This is a genomic window from Plantactinospora mayteni (assembly GCF_016862935.1).
GTDB lineage: Bacteria > Actinomycetota > Actinomycetes > Mycobacteriales > Micromonosporaceae > Plantactinospora > Plantactinospora mayteni.
The window spans coordinates 107,131-129,942 of record NZ_BONX01000023.1; the positions used below are offsets into that span (position 1 = coordinate 107,131).

The following is a 22,812-nucleotide window of genomic DNA, read 5'->3' on the forward strand; positions in this document are numbered from 1 at the left end:
CGCCGATGCGTCAACCCGACCGTGTCGCCCCGGCGGGTGGCGTCAGCAGGTTGCCGCGTACCCGGGGCAGGCAGCGCGGCAGCGCGGCGGTCCGTCCGGCGACCAGACTCAGTCCGGTCGGACGCAGCCGCAGCTCGATCGCGCGCAGCCGGTCCGGTACGGGCAGCGCCGCCACCCGGGCCCGGACGGTCGGGTCGTCGAACAGCTCCTCGGCCCGCAGCGTGAGGGACGTGCCGGTGTCCACTCCGGAGAGGTCGAGCAGCCGGCCGGCGTCGGCCACGTTCAGCCCGTACGCGGCCACCCAGTCGACGTCGACGCCGTCGAACATCGCCGGCACGTCGGCGAAGGTGGCCAGCCGGACCACCGGGTGCAGGAAGGCGTCCACGTCGTACGCCGCCCGGGTCGCGGCGTCCGCTCCGCCGGCCGCGGTGGCGCCGTAGCGGCCCGGCGCGAGCGAGAGGCCGAGGGCCCGGACGACCGCGAGGTCCGGCTCGCCGCCGCCGGTGCCGGCGAGCAGCCGGGCCAGTTCCCGGTCCAGCAGCCGGTCGTGTTCGCCGAAGGCGTGGTAGAGCCAGCAGAAGAGCAGGCCGTCCGGGGTCAGCCGGTCGACGAGCCAGCCCAGCCCGGCGACCGGGTCGGTTAGGTGGTGCAGCACACCGGAGCAGACCACCAGGTCGAAGCTGCCGGGGAGCCGCAGTTCGGGGATGCCGCCGAGTACGAAGTGGACGTTGGTGGCGCCGTGCCGGGCGGCGAGCGCCCGGGCCACCGCCAGGGAGCCGGGCGACGGGTCGACCCCGACGAACCGCGCCTCCGGATGGCGCAGGGCGAGCGCCACCAGCCGGTGCCCGGTGCCACACCCGGCGTCGAGCACCCGCCAGCCGGCCAGCCCGTCCTCCTCGACCAGGTACGCCACCGCGTTGGCCACGTCGTGCAGCAGCTCGCCCGCGTCGTCCGGGGAGGGATACGGGTACCGGTCGTAGAGCCGCACCACCTCGTCCAGCCCCGGACCGCCGGCCGGCGGGCGGCTCAGGTGCTCGGCCGGCTCGTCCAGCCCTGGACCGCCGGCCGCTGGACGGCTCCGGTGCGCGGCCGGCTCGTCCAGCCCTGGACCGCCGGCCGGTGGACGGCTCCGATGCTCGGCCGGTCGGTGGCGTGGGGCGTCGGCGGGGGTGGGGCGCGGGGCGTCGGGGGGCAGTCGGCGGGCGAGGTCGGCGACGGTGGGTGACCCGTACAGGTCGGTGACGTCCAGATCGGTGCCGAACTCGGTACGCAGCCGCCCCAGCAGGCGGGTGGCGAGCAGTGAGTGGCCGCCGAGGTCGAAGAAGCCGTCGTCGGCAGCGACCGCCGGCAGCTCCAGCAGCTCGGCGAAGATCCGGCCCAGCGCCTCCTCCCGCCCCGGCGACGGCGGGCGGGGCGAGGACACCGCCGACCCGGCCAGCTCCGCCCGGTCGAGCTTGCCGTGCGGGGTACGCGGCAGCGCGGTCACGAACTCCAGCGTCGCCGGTACCGCCGCGCCGACCAGCCGCTCGACGAGATGGCGGCGCAGTTCGGCGGCGGTCACCTCGCCCGGCACGGCCGGTACGACGTAGCCGACCAGCCGGACGCCGCCATCCCGCCCCGGTCCGGTCAGCACCGCCGCCTCGACCACCCCCGGGTGCTCGGCGAGCGTCGCGGCGACCTCGGCCGGCTCGACCCGGACACCCCTGATCTTCACCTGCTCGTCCACCCGGCCGACGAACTCGAATCCGCCGTCGGTACGGCGCCGCGCCAGGTCGCCGGTGCGGTACATCCGGGAACCGGCCGGACCGTACGGGTCGGGCAGGAACGCGTCGGCGGTCGGCCCGGGGCGGCCCAGGTAGCCCCGGGCCAGCCCGGCACCGGCCAGGTACAACTCCCCGGTCCGGCCGTCCGGAACCGGCCGCAGCTCGGCGTCCAGCAGGTACGCCCCGACCCCGGATCTCGGCCGGCCGATCGGCGGGCGGCCCGGAGTCGTACCGTCGTCGTCCCAGGTGGTGGCGTAGACGGTCGCCTCGGTCGGCCCGTACGCGTTCACCACCCGCCCGGCACCCAGCCCGGTACGGGCGGCCCGGACGGTCGCCGCGCCCAGTGCCTCGCCGGCCAGCACGACCGCCGGCACCCGGAACTCGGGCGACGGGGCGAGCCGGAGCAGGGCGTCGAGCCGGGATCCGACGGTGGCGACCAGGGTCGGCGGCCGGTCGGCGAGCCCGGGCAGCGCCGACAGGTCGGCCACCAGCTCGACGCTGCCGCCGCTGCACAGTGGCGCGAAGAGTTCGAAGACGGAGACGTCGAAGCCGAGCGGCGTCGACGCGAGTACCCGGGCCAGCCGGTCCGGGCCGAACTCGGCGGCTGCCCAGCGGGCCAGTTCCGCCGCCGCCCGGTGCGGCACCAGCACCCCCTTGGGCCGACCGGTGGTGCCCGAGGTGTAGAGCAGGTACGCCGGATGCTCCGGGTGCAGCGGCGCTCGGGGGTCGGTGTCGGGCCGGCCCGACACCTCCGGCGGTACGGCGTCGGTCAGTACGACGACCGGGTCCGCCTCGGCGAGTACCGCCTCGACCCGGGCGGCCGGGCCGGGCTCGACGGGCAGGTAGGCGGCGCCGGACTTGAGTACGGCGAGCACCGCCACCACGAGTTCGGCGGAGCGGCTCATCCGCAGTGCCACGATCCGCTCCGGCCCGGCCCCGTGCGCGACGAGGTGCTGGGCGAGCCGGTTGGCCCGGGCGTCCAGTTCGGCGTAGGAGTAGCCGACTCCGGCACAGCGCAGCGCGACCGCGTCCGGGGTCCGGGCGACCTGCTCCGCGAAGAGCCGGGTCAGCGTGCTCGGCGCCGCGCCCGCCTCCGACCGGAGGTCCGGTGTCCCGGCTGTCGCGGCGGACCGGTGCACGGACTGCTGCGGCTCCCTGGCGGGCCGGGGAAGGGACCGGTCGAGATCCTCGGCGATCGTGGTCAGCAGTTCGGTCAGTTCGCGGCCGAACTCGGCGACCGTCTCGGCGGTGAACTGCGCGGGCTGGTAACGCAGTACCAGGCGCAGCGCCGGGCCGGGATAGGCGAAGAGGCCGAGCGGGTAGTGCAGCGAGTGGTGGATCTCGACGTCCGGCACCGCCGCCGCGGCCTCGGCGTCGACCGGGTAGTTCTCGAAGACGGTGAGGGTGTCGAAGAGCGCCGGCAGGCCCGCCGCCCGCTGGATGTCGGAGAGCCCGAGGTGGTGGTGCGGGGTCAGCCGGGACTGCTGGTCCTGCACCCGGCGCAGCAGGTCGACCAGCCGCTCGCCGGGCTGCGGGGCCAGCCGTACCGGCACGGTGTTGAGGAAGAAGCCGAGCATCCGTTCGATCCCGGGGACCTCGGGCGGCCGACCCGAGACGGTACTGCCGAAGACCACGTCCGAGCCGCCGACGAGCCGGCCGAGCAGCAGACCCCAGGCGCCCTGCACCACCGTGTTCAGCGTGACGCCGCCGGCCCGGGCAACCTGGGTGAGCCGGTCGGTGAGGTCGGCGGTGAGCTGCACGCCCACCTGTCGGGCCCACTCCGGACGGGTCCGCCGGCCGGGCGGCGCCACCAGCGTCGGTTCGGCGAACCCGGCCAGCGCCTCCCGCCAGGCGGCTGTCGCGGCAGCCCGGTCCTGCCGGACCAGCCAGGCCAGGTAGTCCCGGTAGCTGCCCTCCGGCACGGCAGGTGCACCGGTCACGGCGGCGGCCAGTTCGGCGGCGAGCAGCGGCAGCGACCAGCCGTCCAGCAGTACGTGATGACAGGTCAACGCCGCCCGGTAGCGCTCCGGGCCGAGCCGGAACACGGTCAGCCGCAGCAGCGGTGCCGTGGTGACGTCGAACCGGCGTACCCGGTCGGACTCGACCAGTCGGGTCAGCGTCGCCGCCCGCTCCGGTTCGGGTACGCCGGTCAGGTCCACCTCCTGGTAGGGCAGCTCGACCTCGGCCGGCACCACCCGGACCGGCTGGCCCGACTCCGGAAACCAGAACGCGGCCCGCAGGTGCGGGTGCCGGGCGAGCAGGGTGGCCAGGCCGGCGCGGAGCGAGTCCGGCCGCCAGGTCGCCGGCAGCCCGAACACCGTCTGCACGGTGTAGACCTCCGGCGCCCGGGTGTCGTGCACCGAGTGGTAGAGCAGGCCCTCCTGGAGCGGGGTCACCGGCCAGACGTCGACCAGGTCCGGACAGGTCGCCTCCAGCCGGGCCACGTCCGCGTGGCACAGCGACACCAGCGGCAGGTCGGCGGGGGTACGGCCGCCGATCCCCGGCCGCCCGGCGTGCGCGGTGAGTGCCGCCAGCACCCGGGTCCAGAGTTCGGCGAGCCGGCGCAGGTCCGGTTCGGTGAAGACGGCCGCCGGCCAGGAGAACGTGCTGACCAGGTGCGGTCCGTCGGCGCCGTCCTCGGTGTACGCGTTCACCTCCAGCGGGTGCGCCAGCGGGGCCCGGACATCGGCGCCGCCGCGTACGTCCCGGCCCTCGACGGCCGGCGTCCAGTCGGCGGCCTCGGCCGTGGCGCCGGCGAGCCGGCCGAGGTAGTTGAAGCAGACCTCCGGCTCGGGCAGTTCCCGCAGTCGGGCGGCGGTCTCCGGGTTGAGGTACCGGAGCAGGCCGAAGCCGAGTCCGTGCCCCGGTACGGCGCGCAGCCGGTCCTTGACCGTTCCGAGCAGCCGGCCCAGCTCCGGCCCGCCGGCCCAGACGTCCGTCCAGTCCACTCCGGACAGTTCGAGCCGGACCGGGTGCACGCTGGTGAACCAGCCGACGGTCTGGGCCAGGTCGACGTCGTCGGTGAACGGCTCCCGACCGTGCCGCTCCAGGTCGACCAGGACTGTCCCGTCGACCTCGGAACGCCAGGCGGCCACCGCCAGGCCGAACGCGGTGAGCAGGACGTCCTCGACGCCCGCGTGGTACGCCGCCGGCAGCACGGTGAGCAGCGCGGAGGTCTGCTCGCGCGGAGTGCGTACCGTCATCTTCCGCTGGGTGGCGACGGTGTCGCGGGCCGGGTCGAGCCGGCGCCCGGCGAGCGGCGCCGGCGGCCGGTCCAGGGTGGCGGTCCACCAGGGCAGCTCGGCGCGGAGCGCCGGGTCCAGGGCCCGGGCGGCGAGCAGTTCGGCCCAGCGGCGGAACGACGTGCCGACCGGCGCTGGCGGCGGTGGCGGTGGCGTGGCCGGTGTGCCGTCCCCGACCGACGCTGGCGGCGGTGGCGTGGCCGGTGTGCCGTCCCCGGCGGCCCGCCAGGCGTCGGCGAGCTGGGGCAGCAGGATCCGCCAGGAGACCCCGTCCACCACGAGGTGGTGCAGGACCAGCAGCAGCCGTCCCGGGCGGTCCGGGCCGAGGTCGAACCAGACCGCCTGGAGAGTCACCCCGGCCTCCGGCGCCAGCCGGCGCGGGGCGGCGTCCGCCTCGGCCCGGATCAGCTCGGGCAGCGGCACCGCGCCGGTCGCGTCGACCCGGCGGAGTTGGTCGGCCACCCGGACCGCGCCAGGGGCGGTCACGTCGAGACCCGGACGGCGGAGTTGATCGGCCACCCCGACTGCAGCAGGGGCGATCACGTCGAGACCCGGCCCGCGGAGTTGGTCGGGCACCCCGACCGCGCCGGGGGTGGTCACGTCGAGGCCCGGTCCGGCGGTGAGCCGCAGCCGCAGCGCGTCGTGCCGGTCGACCAGCGACTGGAGCGCCGTGGCCAGCCGGTCCAGCCCGAGTTCCGGCGGTACGGCCAGCACCACCGCCTGGTGGTGGGCCCCGATCGGGCCGCCCCGATCCAGGGTGGCCCGGACGATCGGGGTGAGTGGCACCCGGCCGCCCCCGGGTTCCGGTCCGGTCCCGGAGTCCGGCCCCGTCCCGGAGTCCGGTCCCGATCCGGTCGGCGCCGTCCGGCCGGCCCGGCGGGCGAGCCGGGCCACCGTACGGTGCTCGAACACGTCGCGGGCGCTCAGTGTCAGTCCGGCGGCCCGGGCCCGGCCGACGAGCTGGATCGCCACGATGCTGTCCCCGCCCAGCACGAAGAAGTCGTCGTCGACCCCGACCGCCGGCAGCCCGAGCAGCCCGGCGATCACGGCACAGAGCAGCCGCTCCTGCGCGGTCTCCGGCGCACGGCCGGCCGCCCGTACCTCCGGCCGGGGCAGCGCGGCCCGGTCGAGTTTGCCGTTCGTGGTCAGCGGCAGCCGGTCGAGGCAGACGATCGCCGACGGCACCATGTAGTCGGGGAGTACGACACCGAGCCAGGTCGCCAGGTCCGCCGGGTCGACGCCGCCGGCCGCCGGTACGACGTAGCCGACCAGGCGCCGGCCGCCGGACTCCTCGTCCCGGGCCACCACCGCGGCCCGGGTCACCCCGGGCTGGGCCAACAGGGCCGCCTCGATCTCGCCCAGCTCGATCCGGTAGCCGCGGATCTTCACCTGCTGGTCGGCGCGGCCGAGGAACTCCAGCCGGCCGTCGGTGGCCCGCCGAGCCAGGTCGCCGCTGCGGTAGAGCCGGGCGCCGGGTGGTCCCCACGGGTCGGGTACGAAGCGCTCGGCAGTCAGCGCCGGATGCCCCAGGTAGCCCCTGGCCAGTCCGGCACCACCGACGTGGATCTCCCCGACCGCGCCGGTCGGCACCGGCTCGCCGTACCGGTCGAGCAGGCGTACCACCAGGTCGGCCAGGGGGCGGCCGATCGGGCTGACTCCGCTGTCGAGGTCGGTGTCGGTGAGCCGGTGGGTGGTGACGTGCACGGTGGTCTCGGTGATGCCGTACATGTTGACCAGGGCCGGCCGGTGCAGGCCGAGGTGCCGTACCCAGCCGGCCAGCGCGGCCGGCTCCAGCCGCTCACCGCCGAAGACCACCGCCCGCAGCGCGAGCCGGTCGCGCCACGGGCCGCCCTCGTCGACCGCCGCGACCAGGCCGGTGAACGCCGCCGGGGTCTGGCTGAGCACCGTCACCCGGTGCGCCGCGAGCAGTTCGGCGAGTTCGGCCGGTACCCGGGCCACGTCCGGCGGTACCACCACGAGCCGGCCGCCGTGCAGCAGCGGACCCCAGATCTCCCAGACCGAGAAGTCGAAGGCGTACGAGTGGACCATCGTCCAGGTGTCGGCCGGTCCGCAGTTCAGGTCGGCGGCGACGGCGGTGAACAGCCGGGCCGCGTTGGCATGCGTCACCGCGACGCCCTTGGGCCGCCCCGTCGAGCCCGAGGTGTAGATCACGTAGGCGACGTTGTCGGGTACGGCCCGGGGAGGCAGGTCGCTCGCCGGCAGCGTGTCGAGCACCGGATCGTCGTCGAGCACCACCACCGGACCGGGGTGGATCGTCGGGGCCGCAGCCTGATGTCGGCGCTCGGTCAGCAGGATCGCCGCCCCGGCGTCCGCCGCCAGGAAGCGCAGCCGGTCGACCGGGTTGGCCGGATCCAGCGGCAGGTATCCGGCACCGGACTTCAGCACCCCGAGCAGCGCCGCGACCAGCTCCGGCCCACGCTCCAGGCAGACCCCGACCAGGGATTCCGGGCCGGCGCCGAGGTCGCACAGCCGCCGGGCGATCCGGTTGGCCCGCTCGTTCAACTCCCGGTACGTCCACTCCGTCCGGTCGTACGCCACCGCGACCGCGTCCGGGTCCTGCCGTACCCGTGCCTCGAAGACCTCCGGCAGGCAGCGTCCCGCCTCGGCGGGCGGCTCCGGCACGGCGGCCAGTTCGACCCGCTCGTCCGGAGCCAGCATCCCGAGCCGGGAGAGCGGGGTCTCGGGTGCTTCCGCCAGATGGCCGAGCAGCCGTACGTAGTGTGCCGCGAGCCGGTCGACGGTGGCTGGGTCGAAGAGCGCGGTCGCGTACTCGATCTCGCCCGTCACGGCACCGTCGGCGTGTTCGGTCAACTGGACGGCGAGTTCGAACTTCGCCACCTGGCCGTCAACCGGTTCCCGGGTCAGCAGCACGTCCGCCAGCCGGCTCGCCGGCAGCTCGTCGCGGAGCGCGAACGCGACCTGGAACAGGGCCGGCCGGGACGCGTCCCGCTCCGGGGCCAGCTCCCGGACGAGCTGCTCGACCGGTACCTCCTGGTGCGCCAGCGCGGCCAGGGTGGTTTCCCGGACCGACCGGAGCAGGGTGGCGAAGCTCGGATCCCCGCTCCACCGGGTACGCAGCACCAGCGTGTTGACCACGAAGCCGACCAGCCCGGCGAGTTCCGGATCGGTACGCCCGGCGATCGGTGCCCCGACCGCCACGTCCCGGCTGCCGGTGTAGCGCCCGAGCAGCAGTTGGAAGGCGGCGAGCGTCACCATGAACAGGCTCGCCCGGTGTGCCCGACCCAGCTCCCGGAGCCGCTCCGCCGACGGCGCCGGTACGCCGAACCGCGCGACGGCGCCGGCCCAGTTCCGGGTGGTGGCCCGGGGCCGGTCGGTCGGCAGCTCCAGCGGGGCGAGGTCGGCGAGCTGGCGGCGCCAGTAGTCCAGTTCGGTGTCGACCAGCCCGCCGGCGTGCCGGGCCCGTTGCCAGCCGGCGTAGTCGGCGTACTGCGGGGTGACCGGGGGCAGGGCCGGGGGCCGCCCCTCGACGTGTCCACGGTAGAGGGTGCCCAGCTCGGCCAGGAGCGGCGACAGCGACCAGCCGTCCAGGGCGATGTGGTGCCAGACGGTCAGCAGCACGTGCTCGTCGTCGGCGGTCTTCAACAGCCAGCTCCGGGTCGGCCACTCCCGGTCCAGCGCGAACGGCCGCCGGGACTCCGCCCGGGTCAGCTCGCCGACCCGGCGTTCCGGGTCCGGTTCGCCGGTGAGGTCGAGGAGCGGCAGTTCGACCGGGCCGGGCGGGTCGACGAGCTGCGCGGGCTCGTCGGCGACGCGCACGTACCGGGTCCGCAGGATCTCGTGCCGGGCCACCACCTCGGTCCAGGCCCGCCGCCAGGCCGGCACGTCGAGCTTGCCGCGCAACCGGAAGGAGCCGGTCATCAGGTACGCCGGGCTGCCCGGGTCGAGCTGGTCGAGCAGCCAGAGCTGGCGCTGCCCGGCCGACAGCGGGATCGGTACGCCCCGGTCGACCGGCCCGATCCGGCGCCCCCGCCCGACCCCGGCCGACCGTCCGGCCAGCCGCCGCCGCAACAACTCCGCCCGCCGGGCCAGTGCGTCATCGCCCGCCCCGCCGGCCGGCACGCCGGACTCCTGACCCGCCGCCGAACCGCCGGGCTCCTTCCCCGCGACCGGACCGCCGGGCTGCTGTCCTGCTGTCGGCACGCCGGGCTGCTGTTCCGCTGTCGGCACGCCGGGCTGCTCTCCGTCGGCCGTCACGCCGGCTCTCCTTCCGTCACCAGCCGCGCGGTGCCGGTGGCCGCCAACGCGTCGTCGACCTCGGCATCCGTCAGGTCCGCCACCTCCGCGCTGATCGCGCGGACCAGCTCGGCGGCGAGTTCGGCGACGGTCGGCCCGGCGAAGAACGCGGCGGCCGGCAGTTCCACCTCGTACTCCCGCTGCACCCGGGCCAGCATCCGCATCGCGAGCAGCGAGTTCCCGCCCAGCCGGAAGAAGTCGTCGTGCACACCCACCCGGTCGCCGAACAGCTCCGCCCAGAACTCCACCAGCCGTTCCTCGACGCCGTCACGCGGGCCCACCAGATCGACCGGCTCGGCCGCCGGGGCCGGCAGCGCGGCGCGGTCCACCTTGCCGTTCGGGGTCAGCGGTACGGCACCCAGCGTCACCCAGTGCGCCGGCACCATGTGCTCCGGCAGCCGCCGCCGGCAGTACGCGGCCAACTCGGCCCCCAGCTCGGCCCCGTCCGGAGCACTGTCCCCGGCCGGAGCACCGTCCCCGGCCGGAGCACCGTCCCCGGCCGGCACCAGGTAACCGACCAGCCGGTCGCCGTCGACTCCGACCACCGCGTCCCGGACACCCGGATGCCCCAGCAGTACGCCCCGGACCTCACCCGGTTCCACCCGGTGCCCCCGGATCTTCACCTGCTGGTCGGTGCGCCCGTGGAAGGCGAGTTCGCCGTGCACCGTCATCCGGGCCAGGTCACCGGTCCGGTACATCCGCGCCCCGGGCGGCCCGTACGGGTCGGGAAGGAAGCGCTCGGCGGTCAGCGCGGGCCGGTCGAGGTAGCCACGGGCCACTCCGGCTCCGCCGAGGAAGAGTTCGCCGACGGCGCCCCGGGGCAGTGGCCGCAGCGCACCGTCGAGCAGGTACGCCCGCACGCCCGGACGGGGCCGGCCGATCGGGACCACTCCGGCCGGCGGGGCGGAGTCGACCGGCTGGACGGTCGCGTTCACCGTCGCCTCCGTCGGCCCGTACGAGTTGACCAGCCGGCCGGGGCCGAGCAGCCGGAGCCATCGCCGGGCCAGCGGTGCCGGCAGCGCGTCGCCGGCCACCACCAGTACCTCGGCGATCCGGGCGGCGGTGGCGTCGTCGAGCTGGTACCCGAGCAGTTCGAGGTGACCGGGGGTCAGCTTGACGAAGCTGAACGGTCCCGCCTCGGCGAGGGCGCGACCGAGCCCGGTGACGGGCAGGGCCGGCGGCAGCAGGTGCAGCGGCTGGCCAGCCAGCAGCGGCGCGTAGAGGGTGGTGACCACCAGGTCGTAGCCGACCGACGAGAGGAGCGGCGCCCCACCGGTACCCCGGGTGGCCAGCTCGCGGACCGCCCAGTCCAGGTGGTGGGCGAGCGAGCGGTGGCTGACCTGCACCCCCTTCGGGCGTCCGGTGGAGCCGGAGGTGTAGACGACGTAGGCGAGCTGGTCGGGGTCGACGGGCCGGGCCGGTGCAGGGGCGACCGGAGGTCCGGTCTCCCGGTCCACCAGCACGCACGGCAGCAGCCGGTCCGCACCGATCCGGTCCCGCTGCACCGAGCTGGTGAGCAGGGCCACCGCGCGGGCGTCGTCGAGGAGTTCGCGGACCCGCTCGGCGGGGGTTCCGGGATCGAGCGGCAGATACGCCGCACCCGATCGCCAGACCGCCAGCAGGCTCGCCACCAGGTCGGGATCGCGGTCGAGCAGCACCCCGACCACCGTCTCGGGCCCGACTCCCCGCCGCCGCAGCGCCCCGGCCAGCCGTTCGGCCCGGAGGTCGAGTTCGGCGAAACTGACCGTGCGGTCGCCGGCGACCACGGCGGTGGCGTGCGGCTCCCGCCGGACCCGTGCCGCCAACGCCTCGGGCACCGACGTCGGAGCGCCACTCTCCGGGACGTCGACCACGGGTGGGACGTCGGTGGCCGGTGGGTCGGTGGCCGGTGGGTCGGTGGGTGCCAGGTCGGCCACCGCCTGGTCGGGCCGGTCCGCGACGGCGACCAGCAGGTGACGCAGGTACGCCGCCATCCGGTTCGCGGTCTCCGCGGCGAAGAGCGCGGTGGCGTACTCCAGGACGCCGAGCAGGCTGCCGTCGCCGAGCCGACGGATCCGCAGCGTCAGGTCGGTCTTGGCGATCCGCCACGCCCGACCCAGCGTCTCCGCGTCGGACCCGGCGAGTGCGGTACTGGTGACGCCCTCCTCGTCCAGGTCGAAGCCGACCTGGACCAGTGGCGTCCGGGACGGGTCCCGCCGCACGCCCAGCTCGTCCACCAGCCGCTCGAACGGCACGTCCTGGTGGGCGAAGGCGGCCTGGCAGATCCGGCGGGTCCGGTCCAGCAGGTCCCGGAAGGTCGGCTCGCCGCCGAGGTCGCAGCGGAGCACCACCGAGTTGACGAAGAAGCCCACGACGTCCCGCACCTGCGAACCGGGTCGGCCGGCCAGCGGGGTGCCGATCGCCAGGTCGGACTGCCCGGTGTACCGGGACAGCATCGCGGCGAAGCCGGCCAGCAGGGTCATGAACGGAGTCGCGCCGTGCGCCCGGCCGAGCCGCAGCAGCCGTTCGGCCGGTACCGCCGGCACGGTGAACGTCGCCAGTGCTCCGGCCGGGTCCCGGTGCGCCGGCCGGGGGTGGTCGGTCGGCAACTCCAGCACCGGAAGACCGGCCAAGTTCTCCCGCCAGAAGGCGAGCTGGCCGTCGAGGGCGGCCCCGGCCAGGACCTGCCGCTGCCAGGCCGCGAAGTCCGCGTACCGGATCGGTGGTACGGGCAGCGCGGCGCTCGCGCCGTCGGACGGACCCTCCAGGCTGGCGGCCTGGCGGTAGAGGTGCTGGAAGTCCCGCTCCAGCAGCACCGTCGACCAGCCGTCGCAGGCGATGTGGTGCACGCCGACCACCAGTCGGGACGGCCCGTCCGGTACCCGGACCAGCAGTGCTCGCCAGACCGGCCCGGCCGCCAGGTCGAACCCGTGCCGCAGCAGTTCGGCGCAGGCGTCCGCGACCTCGGCCTCGCGGCGGTACGCGACCGCCACCTCGACCTCGCCGGCCGGCTCCACCAGTTGCCGCGGCTCGCCCGCCAGCACCGGATAGCGGGTCCGCAGCACGTCGTGCCGGTCGACGAGCCCGCGCAGCGCGGTCCCGACCTGTCGCAGCTCGACGGCGGCGTCGACCTGCCGGGGCAGGGTCAACAGGATCGGCACCACCCACTCCGGGCTGCCCGGATCCATCCGGTCCAGCAGCCAGAGCCGGTACTGCCCGACCGACAGTTCGGCCGGTCCGGTGCCGACCGGGCCGATCGGCACCGACAGCTCCGGCCCGACCTCGGCCGGCGCCGACGCGTCCACTTCGGATGGTCCGCCGGAGCCGTTCCCGGCGGGCTCTCCACCAGAGCCGTTCCCGGCGGGCTGTCCACCGGAGCCGTTCCCGGCGGGCTGTCCACCGGAGCCGTTCCCGGCGGGCTGTCCACCGCCGGCCGGCTGTCCACCGGAGCCGTTCGCGGCGGGCTGTCCGCCGTCCGGCGGGGCGGTGACGAGTCGGGCCTGGTCGGCGACGGTCGGGGCGTCGAAGAGCCGCCGGAACGGCACCGGGCGCCCGGTCTCGCCGCGTAGCGCCTCCGCGAGTTGGGTGACCAGCAGTGAGGTGCCGCCAAGCTGGAAGAAGTCGTCGTGCACGCCGACCCGCTCCAGGTCGAGCAGCCGGCTCCAGACCCGTACGACGAGCCGCTCCTGCGGGCTACGCGGCGCCACGTACGGCGGCCCGCCGACGGCGGTGCTCCGGAGCGCTGCCCGGTCCACCTTTCCGCCGCTGGTCAGCGGAAACCGGTCGACGACCGTGAACGTCGAGGGCACCAGCGGCCGGGGCAGCCGCTCGGCCAGGTACGCCCGCAACCGCGGCCCGGTCAGCTCGCCCCGCGCGGTCACGTACGCGGCCAGCCGCCGCCCGCTGCCGCCGTCGCCTCCACCGCTCCCGCCGCCTACGCCGTTCCCGTCGGCTCCGCCGCTCCGGTCACTTTCGCCGCTGCCGTCGTCCTGCCACCGCGTCCCGTTGTCCCGCCACCGCGTCTCGTCGTCCCGCCACCGCGTCTCGTCGTCCAAGGCCAGCACCACCGCACCGGAGACGGCCGGATGCTCGGCCAGTACCGCCTCGATCTCGCCCGGCTCGACGCGTACCCCGTTGACCTTCACCTGGTCGTCGCAGCGGCCCAGGTATTCGAGGGCCCCGTCGGCGCGGCGGCGTACCAGGTCACCGGTGCGGTAGAGCCGGGCGCCGGGCGGCCCGTACGGGTCCGGCACGAAGCGCTCGGCGGTCAGCCCGGGGTTGCCGAGATAGCCCCGGGCCAGGCCGACGCCGCCGGCGTACAGTTCACCGGCCACGCCCGGCGGCACCAGTTCGCCGGACTCGCCGAGCACCAGCGCCCGGGTCCCGTCGATCGGCCGGCCGATCGGCACCGGTCCGGTCCGCTGCGCCACCGCGAACGGATACGCGGTGACGTCGATCGCGCACTCGGTCGGACCGTACGTGTTCCACAGTTGCGCCCCGCTGGGCGCCACCAGCCGGTGGGCGAGCCCGGCGTGCAGCGGCTCACCGGCCGAGAAGACCAGCCGCAGCGAGCGGCAGTCCGCCCAGCCGGGGGTGTCGACCAGCGTCCGGAGCACCGACGGCACCCCTTGCAGGACGGTGACGTCGTGTGCCGAGACCGCAGCGGCGATCACCCCGGGGTCGTGTTCGGCGCCGGCCGGGGCGAGCACCACCACCGCGCCGCCTACCAGCGGGGCGAAGAGCTCCCAGAGCGCGGCGTCGAAGCTGAGCGCGGTCTTCGCCAGGATCCGGTCCGCCGGTCCGAGCCGGTGCCGACGTACGGTCCAGCGGACCCGGTTGGCGATCGCACCGTGGCTCACCAGCACGCCCTTCGGCGTGCCGGTCGATCCGGAGGTGTAGATCGCGTACGCCAGCCGCGCCGGGTCGACACCTGCCCCGCCCGACCGCTCCGGTCCAGCATCCGGCCCGGGATCTGACTCGGGATCTGGCTCGGGATCTGGCTCGGGATCTGGCTCGGGATCTGGCGTCCATGGCACCGGCCAGGACGGCTCGGCCGACGTGCGGAGCACCTCCGCCGGCAGCAGCACCGGCACGTCCAACCCGGCCGGTCGCCGGTCCGCGAGCAGCAGCACGGCGCCGCTCTGCCGCAGTATCAGCCGCAGCCGGGCGGCCGGCCCTTGGGCGTCCACCGGTACGAAGAAGCCACCCGCCCGCCAGACCGCGAGCAGCGACACCAGCATCTCCACCGAGCGCTCCATCGCGACCACGACCGGGGACTCGGGTCGTACGCCCTGCTCGACCAGTACCCGGGTCAGTCGGCGGACCCGGGTGTCCAGGTCCGCGTAGTCGACCTTCCGATCGCCGGCCAGCACCGCGACGGCCTCCGGGGTGAGTGCGGTCTGTGCCGCGATCCCCTCCGGCAGCGTGTCCCAGCCGTGCCCGGCGCCGACCCCCGCAACGGTGCTGTCGGCGCGGGTGCCGAGGCTGTCGGCGGGCGTGTCGAGGTTTTCAGCGACAGCGGCGGTGCCGAGGCTTTCGGCGACAGCACGGGTGTCGAGGCTTTCGGCAGGGGCGGCGAGCAGGGTGTGGCGGTCGTCGGCGGTGAGCACGTCGACGGCGCCGATCGGCAGTTCGGGGTCGGCGAGCCAGGTCGCCAGCACGCCGACGAGTCCGGCCCGGTGCCGGGCGAGGTCGGGCCGGTCGTAGACCTCCGGATGGCCCTCCAGACAGAGCAGCGGGTTCCGGCCGTCCGGTTCGCTGAGGTAGCCGACGTAGAGGTCGTCGGTCGGCCCGTTCGCCAGCACGTGCAGCGTCACCCGGTGGTCCCCGGCCCGCAGCCCGGCGCCGAAGGGCAGCACGTTGACGGAGATGTCGCAGAGGCCGCCGTCGAGATGGAGGTCGCGCAGCAGTTCGTCGTACGGGTACCGCTGGTGGCGCCGGGCGGCGACCATCTCGTCGTACGCCGCCCGGGCCAGCGCCGCCAGGCTGGTCTCCGGTCGGAGGGCGAGCCGCAGCGGTACCACGTTGGCGGTCATCCCCGGGGTGACCAGGGACGCCCGGGTGGACCGGCCGAGTACCGGAAATCCCACCACCAGATCCCGGCGACCGGTGGCCCGGTGCAGGTAGCCGGCGCACCCGGCGACGACCAACGCGGGCCAGCCGATGCCGAGCCGCTCGGCGTACGACCGGAGCTGGTCGGGGAAGCCGGCAGCCACCCGGTACTCGTCCCGGAGGGTACGCCGGGGCAGCCGACCGCGCCGGCCGGTGAGTCCCGACGTGGCGGTACGGCCGGCGAGGCGGTCACGCCAGTACCGCCGGTCCGTGTCGAGGTCGGCGGAGTCGCGGTAGGTCGCCTCTTCCGAGACCAGCAGGCGCGGCGATCCCCAGCGGCTCTGCTCCGGCGGGGCGCCCGTCAGGCCGGCGGCATAGAGCCGGACCACCCGGCGGGCCAGCAGCACGATGCTGTAGCCGTCCATGACCAGGTGGTCCGCCTGGACGAAGAGCCAGACCCGGGACGGCGAGAGCCTCAGCAGCGCGACCCCGAACAGCCGGCCCGCCGGGTCCGGGAGCCGGTCCAGCGCCGCCTGCATCCAGCTCTGTGCCGCCGTCTCCGGAGACGCCGCCGCACCGAGGTCGACCTGTTCGACCGGCCACCCGGAGTCCTCGGTCGGAACCTGTCGGGGCACGCCGTCGACCAGGACGATACGGAGCCGCAGCGCCTCGGCCTCCGCGACGGCCCGCCGCACCGCAGCCTCCAGCAGATCCGGCCGTGCCGGGCCATCCACCGCGAGGTAGACCCCGATCCGGTACGCGGGATTGCCGGGGTGGAGCTGCTGCGCGTGCCAGATCCCGGACTGGACGCCGGACAGCGGCCAACCACCGTCCCTGGAGGGTATTGACACGGCCGGATCATCGAGCGACGGGCTATAGAAAACCTGTAGGCGTTCTATAAATAAGGGGTCGGAGATGGGCTGTGGGACGCCCGGCGGGACCCCGGCCGCATGCTGCATGGGAAGGGCGACGCCGTCAAGAACTGCACGGACGGGAAGAAGAGCGAAGCCTGATCCACCGTCCGGCTGGCCGGAGCCGCAGACCTACGGTTCGGCAGAGCTTGCAGGCAGAGTTCGCGGGCCGGGGTCCAGCCCTGGCCCGCGAACTGCCTCGTGGCGCTACAGGTAGGTGTGCTGCCAGGGATTCCCCGACACGCAGACACGCCCGTCGGCCAGTACCACGTAGCCGTTCGTCACCTGCGCGACCGAGTACCCGCCGACGCTGTGAGTCGTGTCCCAGGTGGTGTCCCAGCTCCATCCGAGTGAAGGCGTCCACGTCCGCGAGCCGACACCGGCGTTGTCAGTCACCGCGACGGTCCACGAACCCAGGACCGACGGTGGGATGGTGTTCAGATCGAACCCGGTATGCACGATGGCCTTGCGGGGAGCGCTCCTGGCGTAGTAGAGGAACGAGACTCCGCAGTTGCCGTAAACGACTGGTGCGTCCAGCGGAGTAACGACCGGATCTTGCGTGATCGGGTGATCAGCCACCTTGACACTGTCCAGCCCGCCATTCCTCACGATGACCTTGTAGCCGTGCTGGTTCGCGATGGCCTGGTCGATTCGGGTAGCCGTGAGTGACGTCCGGACAACCTCCACAGTCGACGGCGCGGCCGGCGCGGCAACTGCGGCGTTCAGTGGCATCGAGGCACCCGTGATGGCGGCGACAACAATCGCCAGGGTCATGAGATTTCTGCGTACCATGCTTCAGCCCCCATGTCTGATTGACGTACGCGATGTCGGACACCAGGCAATCAGGAGCCGCATTCAGTTCGGCTTCACTCGATGAACTCGCTGGTCAACCAGGGGTGGGAGGGATGGCCGACCGTCCGGTAGTCCGTGGTCAGCCGTCGGTGGCGAGGAAGACGTTCTTGACGTCGGTGAACGCGTGCAGGGCGTCCGGGCCCAACTCCCGGCCCAGACCGGAGCCACCTTGGTCAGCGCGTCAGCCACCTCGGTCGGTGGGGCCGACGTCGAGCCGGGAACGGGTTCAGAGTCGTTCGAAGCCACGTCGCAGCTCCCAGTCCGTCACCGCCGCCTCGAAGGCGGCCAACTCCACCCGCGCCTGGTTGGCGTAGTGCGCCACCACCTCGGCCCCGAACGCGCCCTCGGCCAGTGGCGACTCCGTCCAGCGGTCGAGGGCGTCCCGCAGGGTACCCGGCACCCGGGGTGCGGACTCGTCGGCGTACGCGTTGCCGGCGAACTCCGGCTCCAACGCCAACTCCGCCTCGATCCCGTGTACCGCCCCGGCCACCAGCGCCGCGATCGCCAGGTACGGGTTGACGTCCGCCCCGGGCAGCCGGTTCTCCACCCGCATCCCCTGGCCGTGCCCGACCAGCCGCAGCGCGCAGGTGCGGTTGTCGGTGCCCCAGCGCAGCGCGGTCGGCGCGAACGAACCGGGCTGGTACCGCTTGTAGGAGTTGACGTTCGGCGCCATCAGCAGGCCGAGGTCCGGAATCGTCGCCAGCAGCCCGGCCAGTACCCGCTGCCCGATGGTCGACAGCCGCGCCGGCCCGTCGCCGAGCATCGCGGACCGGCCGTTCGCGGTACGCAGCGAGAAGTGGATGTGGCAGGAGTTCCCCTCCCGCTCGTTCGGCTTGGCCATGAAGGTGATCGACATGCCCTCCTGGGCGGCGATCTCCTTCGCCCCGTTCTTGTAGACGACGTGGTTGTCGGCGCAGGTCAGCGCCTCGGCGTACCGGAAGGCGATCTCGTGCTGGCCGAGGTTGCACTCGCCCTTGACGCTCTCCGGGGTCAGCCCGGCGCCGGCCATCTCGGTCCGGATCCGCCGCAGCAGCGGCTCGACCCGGGCGGTACCGAGCAGCGAGTAGTCCACGTTGTAGAGGTTCGCCGGGGTCAGCTCGCGGTAACCCCGGCGCCAGGCGTCCTCGTAGGAGTCGCGGTAGAGCACGAACTCCAGCTCGGTCCCGACGTACGCGGTCAGCCCGTGCCCGGCGAGCCGGTCGAGCTGGCGGCGCAGGATCTGTCGGGGCGAGGCGAGTACCTCCCCGCCGCCGTCCAGCCAGCGCAGGTCGGCCAGCAGCAGCGCCGTGCCGGGCTGCCAGGGGACCCGGCGCAGGGTGCTCAGGTCGGGGATCATCGCGAAGTCGCCGTACCCGCGTTCCCAGCTCGACATCGCGTACCCGTCGACGGTGTTCATCTCGACGTCGACGGCGAGCAGGTAGTCGCAGCCCTCGCTGCCGTGCGCCAGCACCTCGGCCAGGAAGTACGGCGCGTGGAACCGCTTGCCCTGGAGCCGCCCCTGCATGTCGGTCAGAGCCAGCACCACCGTGTCGATCTCGCCACTGTCGACCGCCACCCGGAGCGCCTCCAGGCTGAGCGCCGGAACCCGTGCCCTCATCCGCCCTCCCCGTCCGCCGCGCCCGCCCGGTCCCGAGCCGGACCATCCGGCTGCGGGGCTGGACCGTCCGGCGGTGCGGCTGGGTCACCCGGCTGTGGTGCCGGACCACCTGGCTGTGCGGGCGGGTCCGGCGCGGTCGGGTCGGGCTGCGGCACGGTCGGGACCACGTTCTGCCGTGGACCGGTGAACCAGTGCCGGGCGCCGAGCAGCCACCAGAGCCAGGCCGCGCCGAGCACCACCGCGACCGCCACGATCGTGTAGTTGAAGGTCGACGCCGTTATCGGCGCGGCGGTGGGGAGCACGAAGAGTACGCAGATCACCGCCACCCAGCCGATCGCCAGCCAGCCGACCAGCGGGCTCCAGCGGCCCAGGTGCCACGGGCCGGGCTGGAAGTCCGGGCTGCGGCGGCGCAGGAAGACCGGCCCGACGTACGCGATGTAGAGGCCGATCACCGCGATCGAGGTGGCCGCCAGGTAGGCGGTGGTGTTCCAGAGCGACGGCAGTACCAGCAGGCTGGAGCAGGCCACGCAGAGCCAGATGGAGTTGGTCGGCGTACCGGTGCGCGGGTTGACCCGGCGCCAGATCGCCGAGCCGGGCAGCGCGCCGTCCCGACTGAACGCGTACGCCATCCGGGAGTTGGCGGTGACCGAGGCCATCCCGCAGAAGAACTGCGCCACCACGCAGATGAAGAGCAGGAAGGTGCCCATGGTGTCGCCGGTGGCGTCGATGAAGATCTGGGCCGGCGGAAGCTCGAGTTCGGTCTGCCGCTGTGCGTCGTAGTCCCCGATCGACCAGGTGATCGCGACCAGCAGGAAGAAGCCGGCGACTACCGAGACCACCACCGACATCACGATGCCCCGGGGTGCCGCCCGGGAGGCGTCGTGGGTCTCCTCGGCGACATGCGCGCTCGCGTCGTACCCGGTGTACGTGTACTGCGCCATCAGCAGCCCGATCAGTACGGCGTAGACCGCCGCGCCGGAGAAGTCGAAGCCGGTGGCGTTGCGTACCTCGAAGAAGACCTCGGAGATCGGCTTGTGCTGGTCGGGCACGATCGCCAGCACCCCGACGATGATCGCCACCCCGGTCAGGTGCCACCAGGCGCTGACGTCGGAGAGCAGCCGGACCAGGTTGACCCCGAAGGTGTTCAGCAGGCCGTGCGCGACGATGATCACCAGGAAGACCACGAAGGTGCGTTCCGGGGTCACCGCCAGGTCGAAGGTGAGGCTGAGGAACGCCGAGGTGGTGATCGCCGCGCCGAAGTCGATGGCGGCGGTGACCGCCACCTCGCCGAGGAAGTTGAACCAGCCGATGAACCAGGCCCAGGCCGCCTTGTTCCGTCTGGCCAGCGCCGCCGCCCACCAGTAGAGCGCCCCGGCGGTCGGGTAGACCGAGCAGATCTCCGCCATCGCCAGCGCGACCAGGGTCACCATGCCGCCGACGAATAGCCAGCCCAGGGTGATCGCCAGCGGCCCGCCGGCGGTCATCGCGATCCCGTAGGACGTGATCGCGCCGGCCAGGATCGAGATGATCGAGAACGAGACCGCGAAGTTGGAGAAGCCGGAGAGCTTCCGGCGCAGTTCCTGCTGGTACCCGAGTTCGGCCAGGCGCTGCTCGTCGAGGTCGGCCCCGGCGGCCACCGGCGTACGGGTCGGCGGAACAGGTGCGCTCATCGGCGTCTCCTTCATCCGGATCCGGGGCGGGGCGGGGCCGGAGACTGTGATCGGCATCACGCCTCTGTCCGAGATCGTGCGCCTCTCGAAGATCCACGTCAACCGATCCCGACCGAGTGACCGGGATCACGACTCTTCCCCCGGCGTCGATCCGTCCAGTTGAAGAAGTCTTCAATTGCTCATATGCAGGTTCCGCTGTACCAGGCGAAGGCCGAGTTCTTCCGGATGCTCGGGCATCCGATCCGGATCCGGGTCCTCGAACTCCTCGGCGACGGTCCCCGACCCGTACGCGACCTGCTGGCCGAGACCCAGGTAGAGGCGTCCAACCTGTCCCAGCAGCTCGCAGTGCTGCGCCGGGCCGGGATCGTGGTGTCGACCCGGGACGGCGCCACCGTGGTCTACGCGCTCGCCGGCCCGGACGTGGCCGACCTGATGCGGGCGGCCCGGCGCATCCTCACCGAGATGTTGCAGGGCCAGGCCGAACTGCTGGCATCGCTGACGGTGGAGACCGAGTGAGCGCTGACGCCGCGGAGCGGGCGAACGCCGACGGCGAAGACCAGATGAGCACTGAGGGTGCGGGCAGCCGGGTGAGCGCTGACGGTGCCGGCAGCCGGGCGAGTGCCGAGGGTGCGGGTGGCCGGGCGAGTGCTTACGGTGCAGGCGGCCGGGCGAGTCTCGTCGGTCTGCTGCCGGGCCGGGCCGACCTGGCCAGCATGCGCCGCAACCCCCGGGCCGACCTGCTCGCCGGGCTCACCGTCGCGGTGGTCGCGCTGCCGCTGGCCCTCGGCTTCGGCGTCGCCTCCGGGCTCGGTGCCGCCGCCGGACTGGTGACCGCGATCGTGGCCGGCGCGCTGGCGGCCGTCCTCGGCGGCTCCAACCTCCAGGTCTCCGGGCCGACCGGGGCGATGACCGTGGTGCTCGTCCCGATCGTCGCGCAGTACGGCCCCGGCGGGGTGCTCACCGTCGGCCTGCTCGCCGGGCTGATCCTGGTCGGGCTCGCGATCGCCCGGGCCGGACGGTACGCGCGGTTCGTACCCGCCCCGGTGGTGGAGGGCTTCACCGCCGGCATCGCGATCGTGATCTTTCTCCAGCAGGTGCCGGCCGCGCTGGGTGTACCGACACACGGCGAACAGGTGCTGCCGGTCGCCGTACGCGCGGTGGTGGCGTTCGCCGCGCACCCGCACTGGCCCTCCGTGCTCTTCTCGGTCGGCGTCGCGGCCGTACTGCTGGTCGTGCTGAGGTGGCGACCACAGCTACCCGCCGCGCTGCTCGCGGTCGGGGCGGCGACCCTCTGCGCCCAGGTGTGGAACGTCGACGTCGCCCGGATCGGCGCGCTGCCGGCGACTCTGCCCCAACCGTCGCTGGCGTTCCTCCGGCTGGACGCCGTCGGGGCGCTGCTCACCTCGGCGGTCGCCGTCGCGGCACTGGCGGCCCTGGAGTCGCTGCTCTCCGCCACCGTGGCCGACGGGATGCGGCGGGGCGAACGGCACCACCCCGACCGCGAACTGTTCGGGCAGGGCATCGCCAACATCGTCACGCCGCTCTTCGGCGGGGTACCCGCGACCGCCGCCATCGCCCGGACCGCCGTCAACGTACGCGCCGGAGCGGTGTCCCGGCTCGCCGCGCTGTCGCACGCGCTCGTACTCGCAGTGATCATGCTCGCCGCGGCCCCGCTGGTGGCCGGCGTCCCGATCGCGGCGCTGGCCGGGGTGCTGCTGGCCACCGCCGTCCGGATGGTGCACCTCGGCACGCTGCGCGCGTTGGCCCGGGCCAGCCGCTCGGACGCGCTCGTCCTGGTGCTCACCGCCGGTGCCACGGTGCTGCTGGACCTGGTCGCCGCTGTCCTCCTCGGCCTGATCGTCGCCGGGGGCCTGGCCCTGCGCAAGATCGCCGGCTCCATGCGGGTCGACCAGGTACCGCACGGCGAACACCTGCCGCACTTCGCCGTGTACCGGCCGACCGGGCCGCTCTTCTTCGCCGCCGCGCACCACCTGCGACAGGCGCTCTCGCACATCGACGGGGTCGACGTGGTGCTGTTGCGACTGTCCCGGGTCACCGCCATCGACGCCTCCGGCGCGCTCGCCCTACGGGAGGCGGTCGAGGACCTGCACGACCGGAACATCACCGTGCACGTCTCCGGGATCCGGCCCGAACACCGCCGGGCCCTGGCCGCGCTGGGTGTGCTGGCGCTGCTCCGGGAGCGGGTACACCACGACGCCCCGACCGCGATCGCCGCCGTGAAGTCCGGATAGCCGCAGCCCGGGAGACAGTCGCAGCCCGGGACAGCCGCAGCCCGGACAAGTCGCAGCCTGGACGGTCGAAACCGGGGACAGCCGCAGCCGGGACAGCCGAAGCCGGGGCCGCTGCGAATCGGGGCCGCCGGGGTGGGGAGAAGCTCGGCGGCCCGGTATCGCGGTGGCGTGTCGGCACTTGATTTCGGCAATATCATCCGGGGCTTCGGCTAGGTTTTTC

7 protein-coding genes are annotated in these 22,812 nt (G+C 74.0%); 2 read left to right on the top strand and 5 right to left on the bottom strand.

Translation table 11 applies throughout. The features are described from left to right. Positions 1-10: 10 nt before the first annotated feature. The 5 genes from Pma05_RS16730 to Pma05_RS16750 form a co-directional block, all read right to left on the bottom strand. On the bottom strand, positions 11-9,241 hold the full coding sequence (locus Pma05_RS16730) for a non-ribosomal peptide synthetase (protein ID WP_203858344.1): 9,231 nt from the start codon (positions 9,239-9,241) through the stop codon (positions 11-13). Beyond that, the gene (locus tag Pma05_RS16735) at positions 9,238-16,161 is read right to left on the bottom strand and encodes a non-ribosomal peptide synthetase (RefSeq protein ID WP_203858345.1); all 6,924 of its coding nucleotides are present in this window, start codon (positions 16,159-16,161) and stop codon (positions 9,238-9,240) included. The genes Pma05_RS16730 and Pma05_RS16735 overlap by 4 nt, the downstream gene beginning before the upstream one ends. A gap of 267 nt (positions 16,162-16,428) precedes the next feature. After that, positions 16,429-16,995, bottom strand: a complete 567-nt coding sequence (locus tag Pma05_RS16740; RefSeq protein WP_203858346.1) for a hypothetical protein — start codon at positions 16,993-16,995, stop codon at positions 16,429-16,431. 304 nt (positions 16,996-17,299) lie between these two features. Next, complete coding sequence (locus Pma05_RS16745; RefSeq protein WP_203858347.1) at positions 17,300-18,670, bottom strand: glutamine synthetase family protein; 1,371 nt, start codon at positions 18,668-18,670, stop codon at positions 17,300-17,302. After that, the gene (locus Pma05_RS16750; RefSeq protein WP_203858348.1) at positions 18,667-20,340 is read right to left on the bottom strand and encodes an amino acid permease; all 1,674 of its coding nucleotides are present in this window, start codon (positions 20,338-20,340) and stop codon (positions 18,667-18,669) included. The genes Pma05_RS16745 and Pma05_RS16750 overlap by 4 nt, the downstream gene beginning before the upstream one ends. Positions 20,341-20,523: 183 nt before the next feature. On the opposite strand from Pma05_RS16750, the gene Pma05_RS16755 reads away from it, so the two are divergent. Together Pma05_RS16755 and Pma05_RS16760 are read left to right on the top strand one after the other, a co-directional pair. Beyond that, positions 20,524-20,856 carry an ArsR/SmtB family transcription factor gene (locus tag Pma05_RS16755; RefSeq protein WP_203858349.1) on the top strand — a complete coding sequence of 111 codons (333 nt, stop codon included), beginning with the start codon at positions 20,524-20,526 and terminating at the stop codon, positions 20,854-20,856. Further along, on the top strand, positions 20,853-22,592 hold the full coding sequence (locus Pma05_RS16760) for a SulP family inorganic anion transporter (protein ID WP_307836857.1): 1,740 nt from the start codon (positions 20,853-20,855) through the stop codon (positions 22,590-22,592). Before Pma05_RS16755 ends, Pma05_RS16760 begins: the two co-directional genes overlap by 4 nt. Positions 22,593-22,812: the final 220 nt, after the last annotated feature.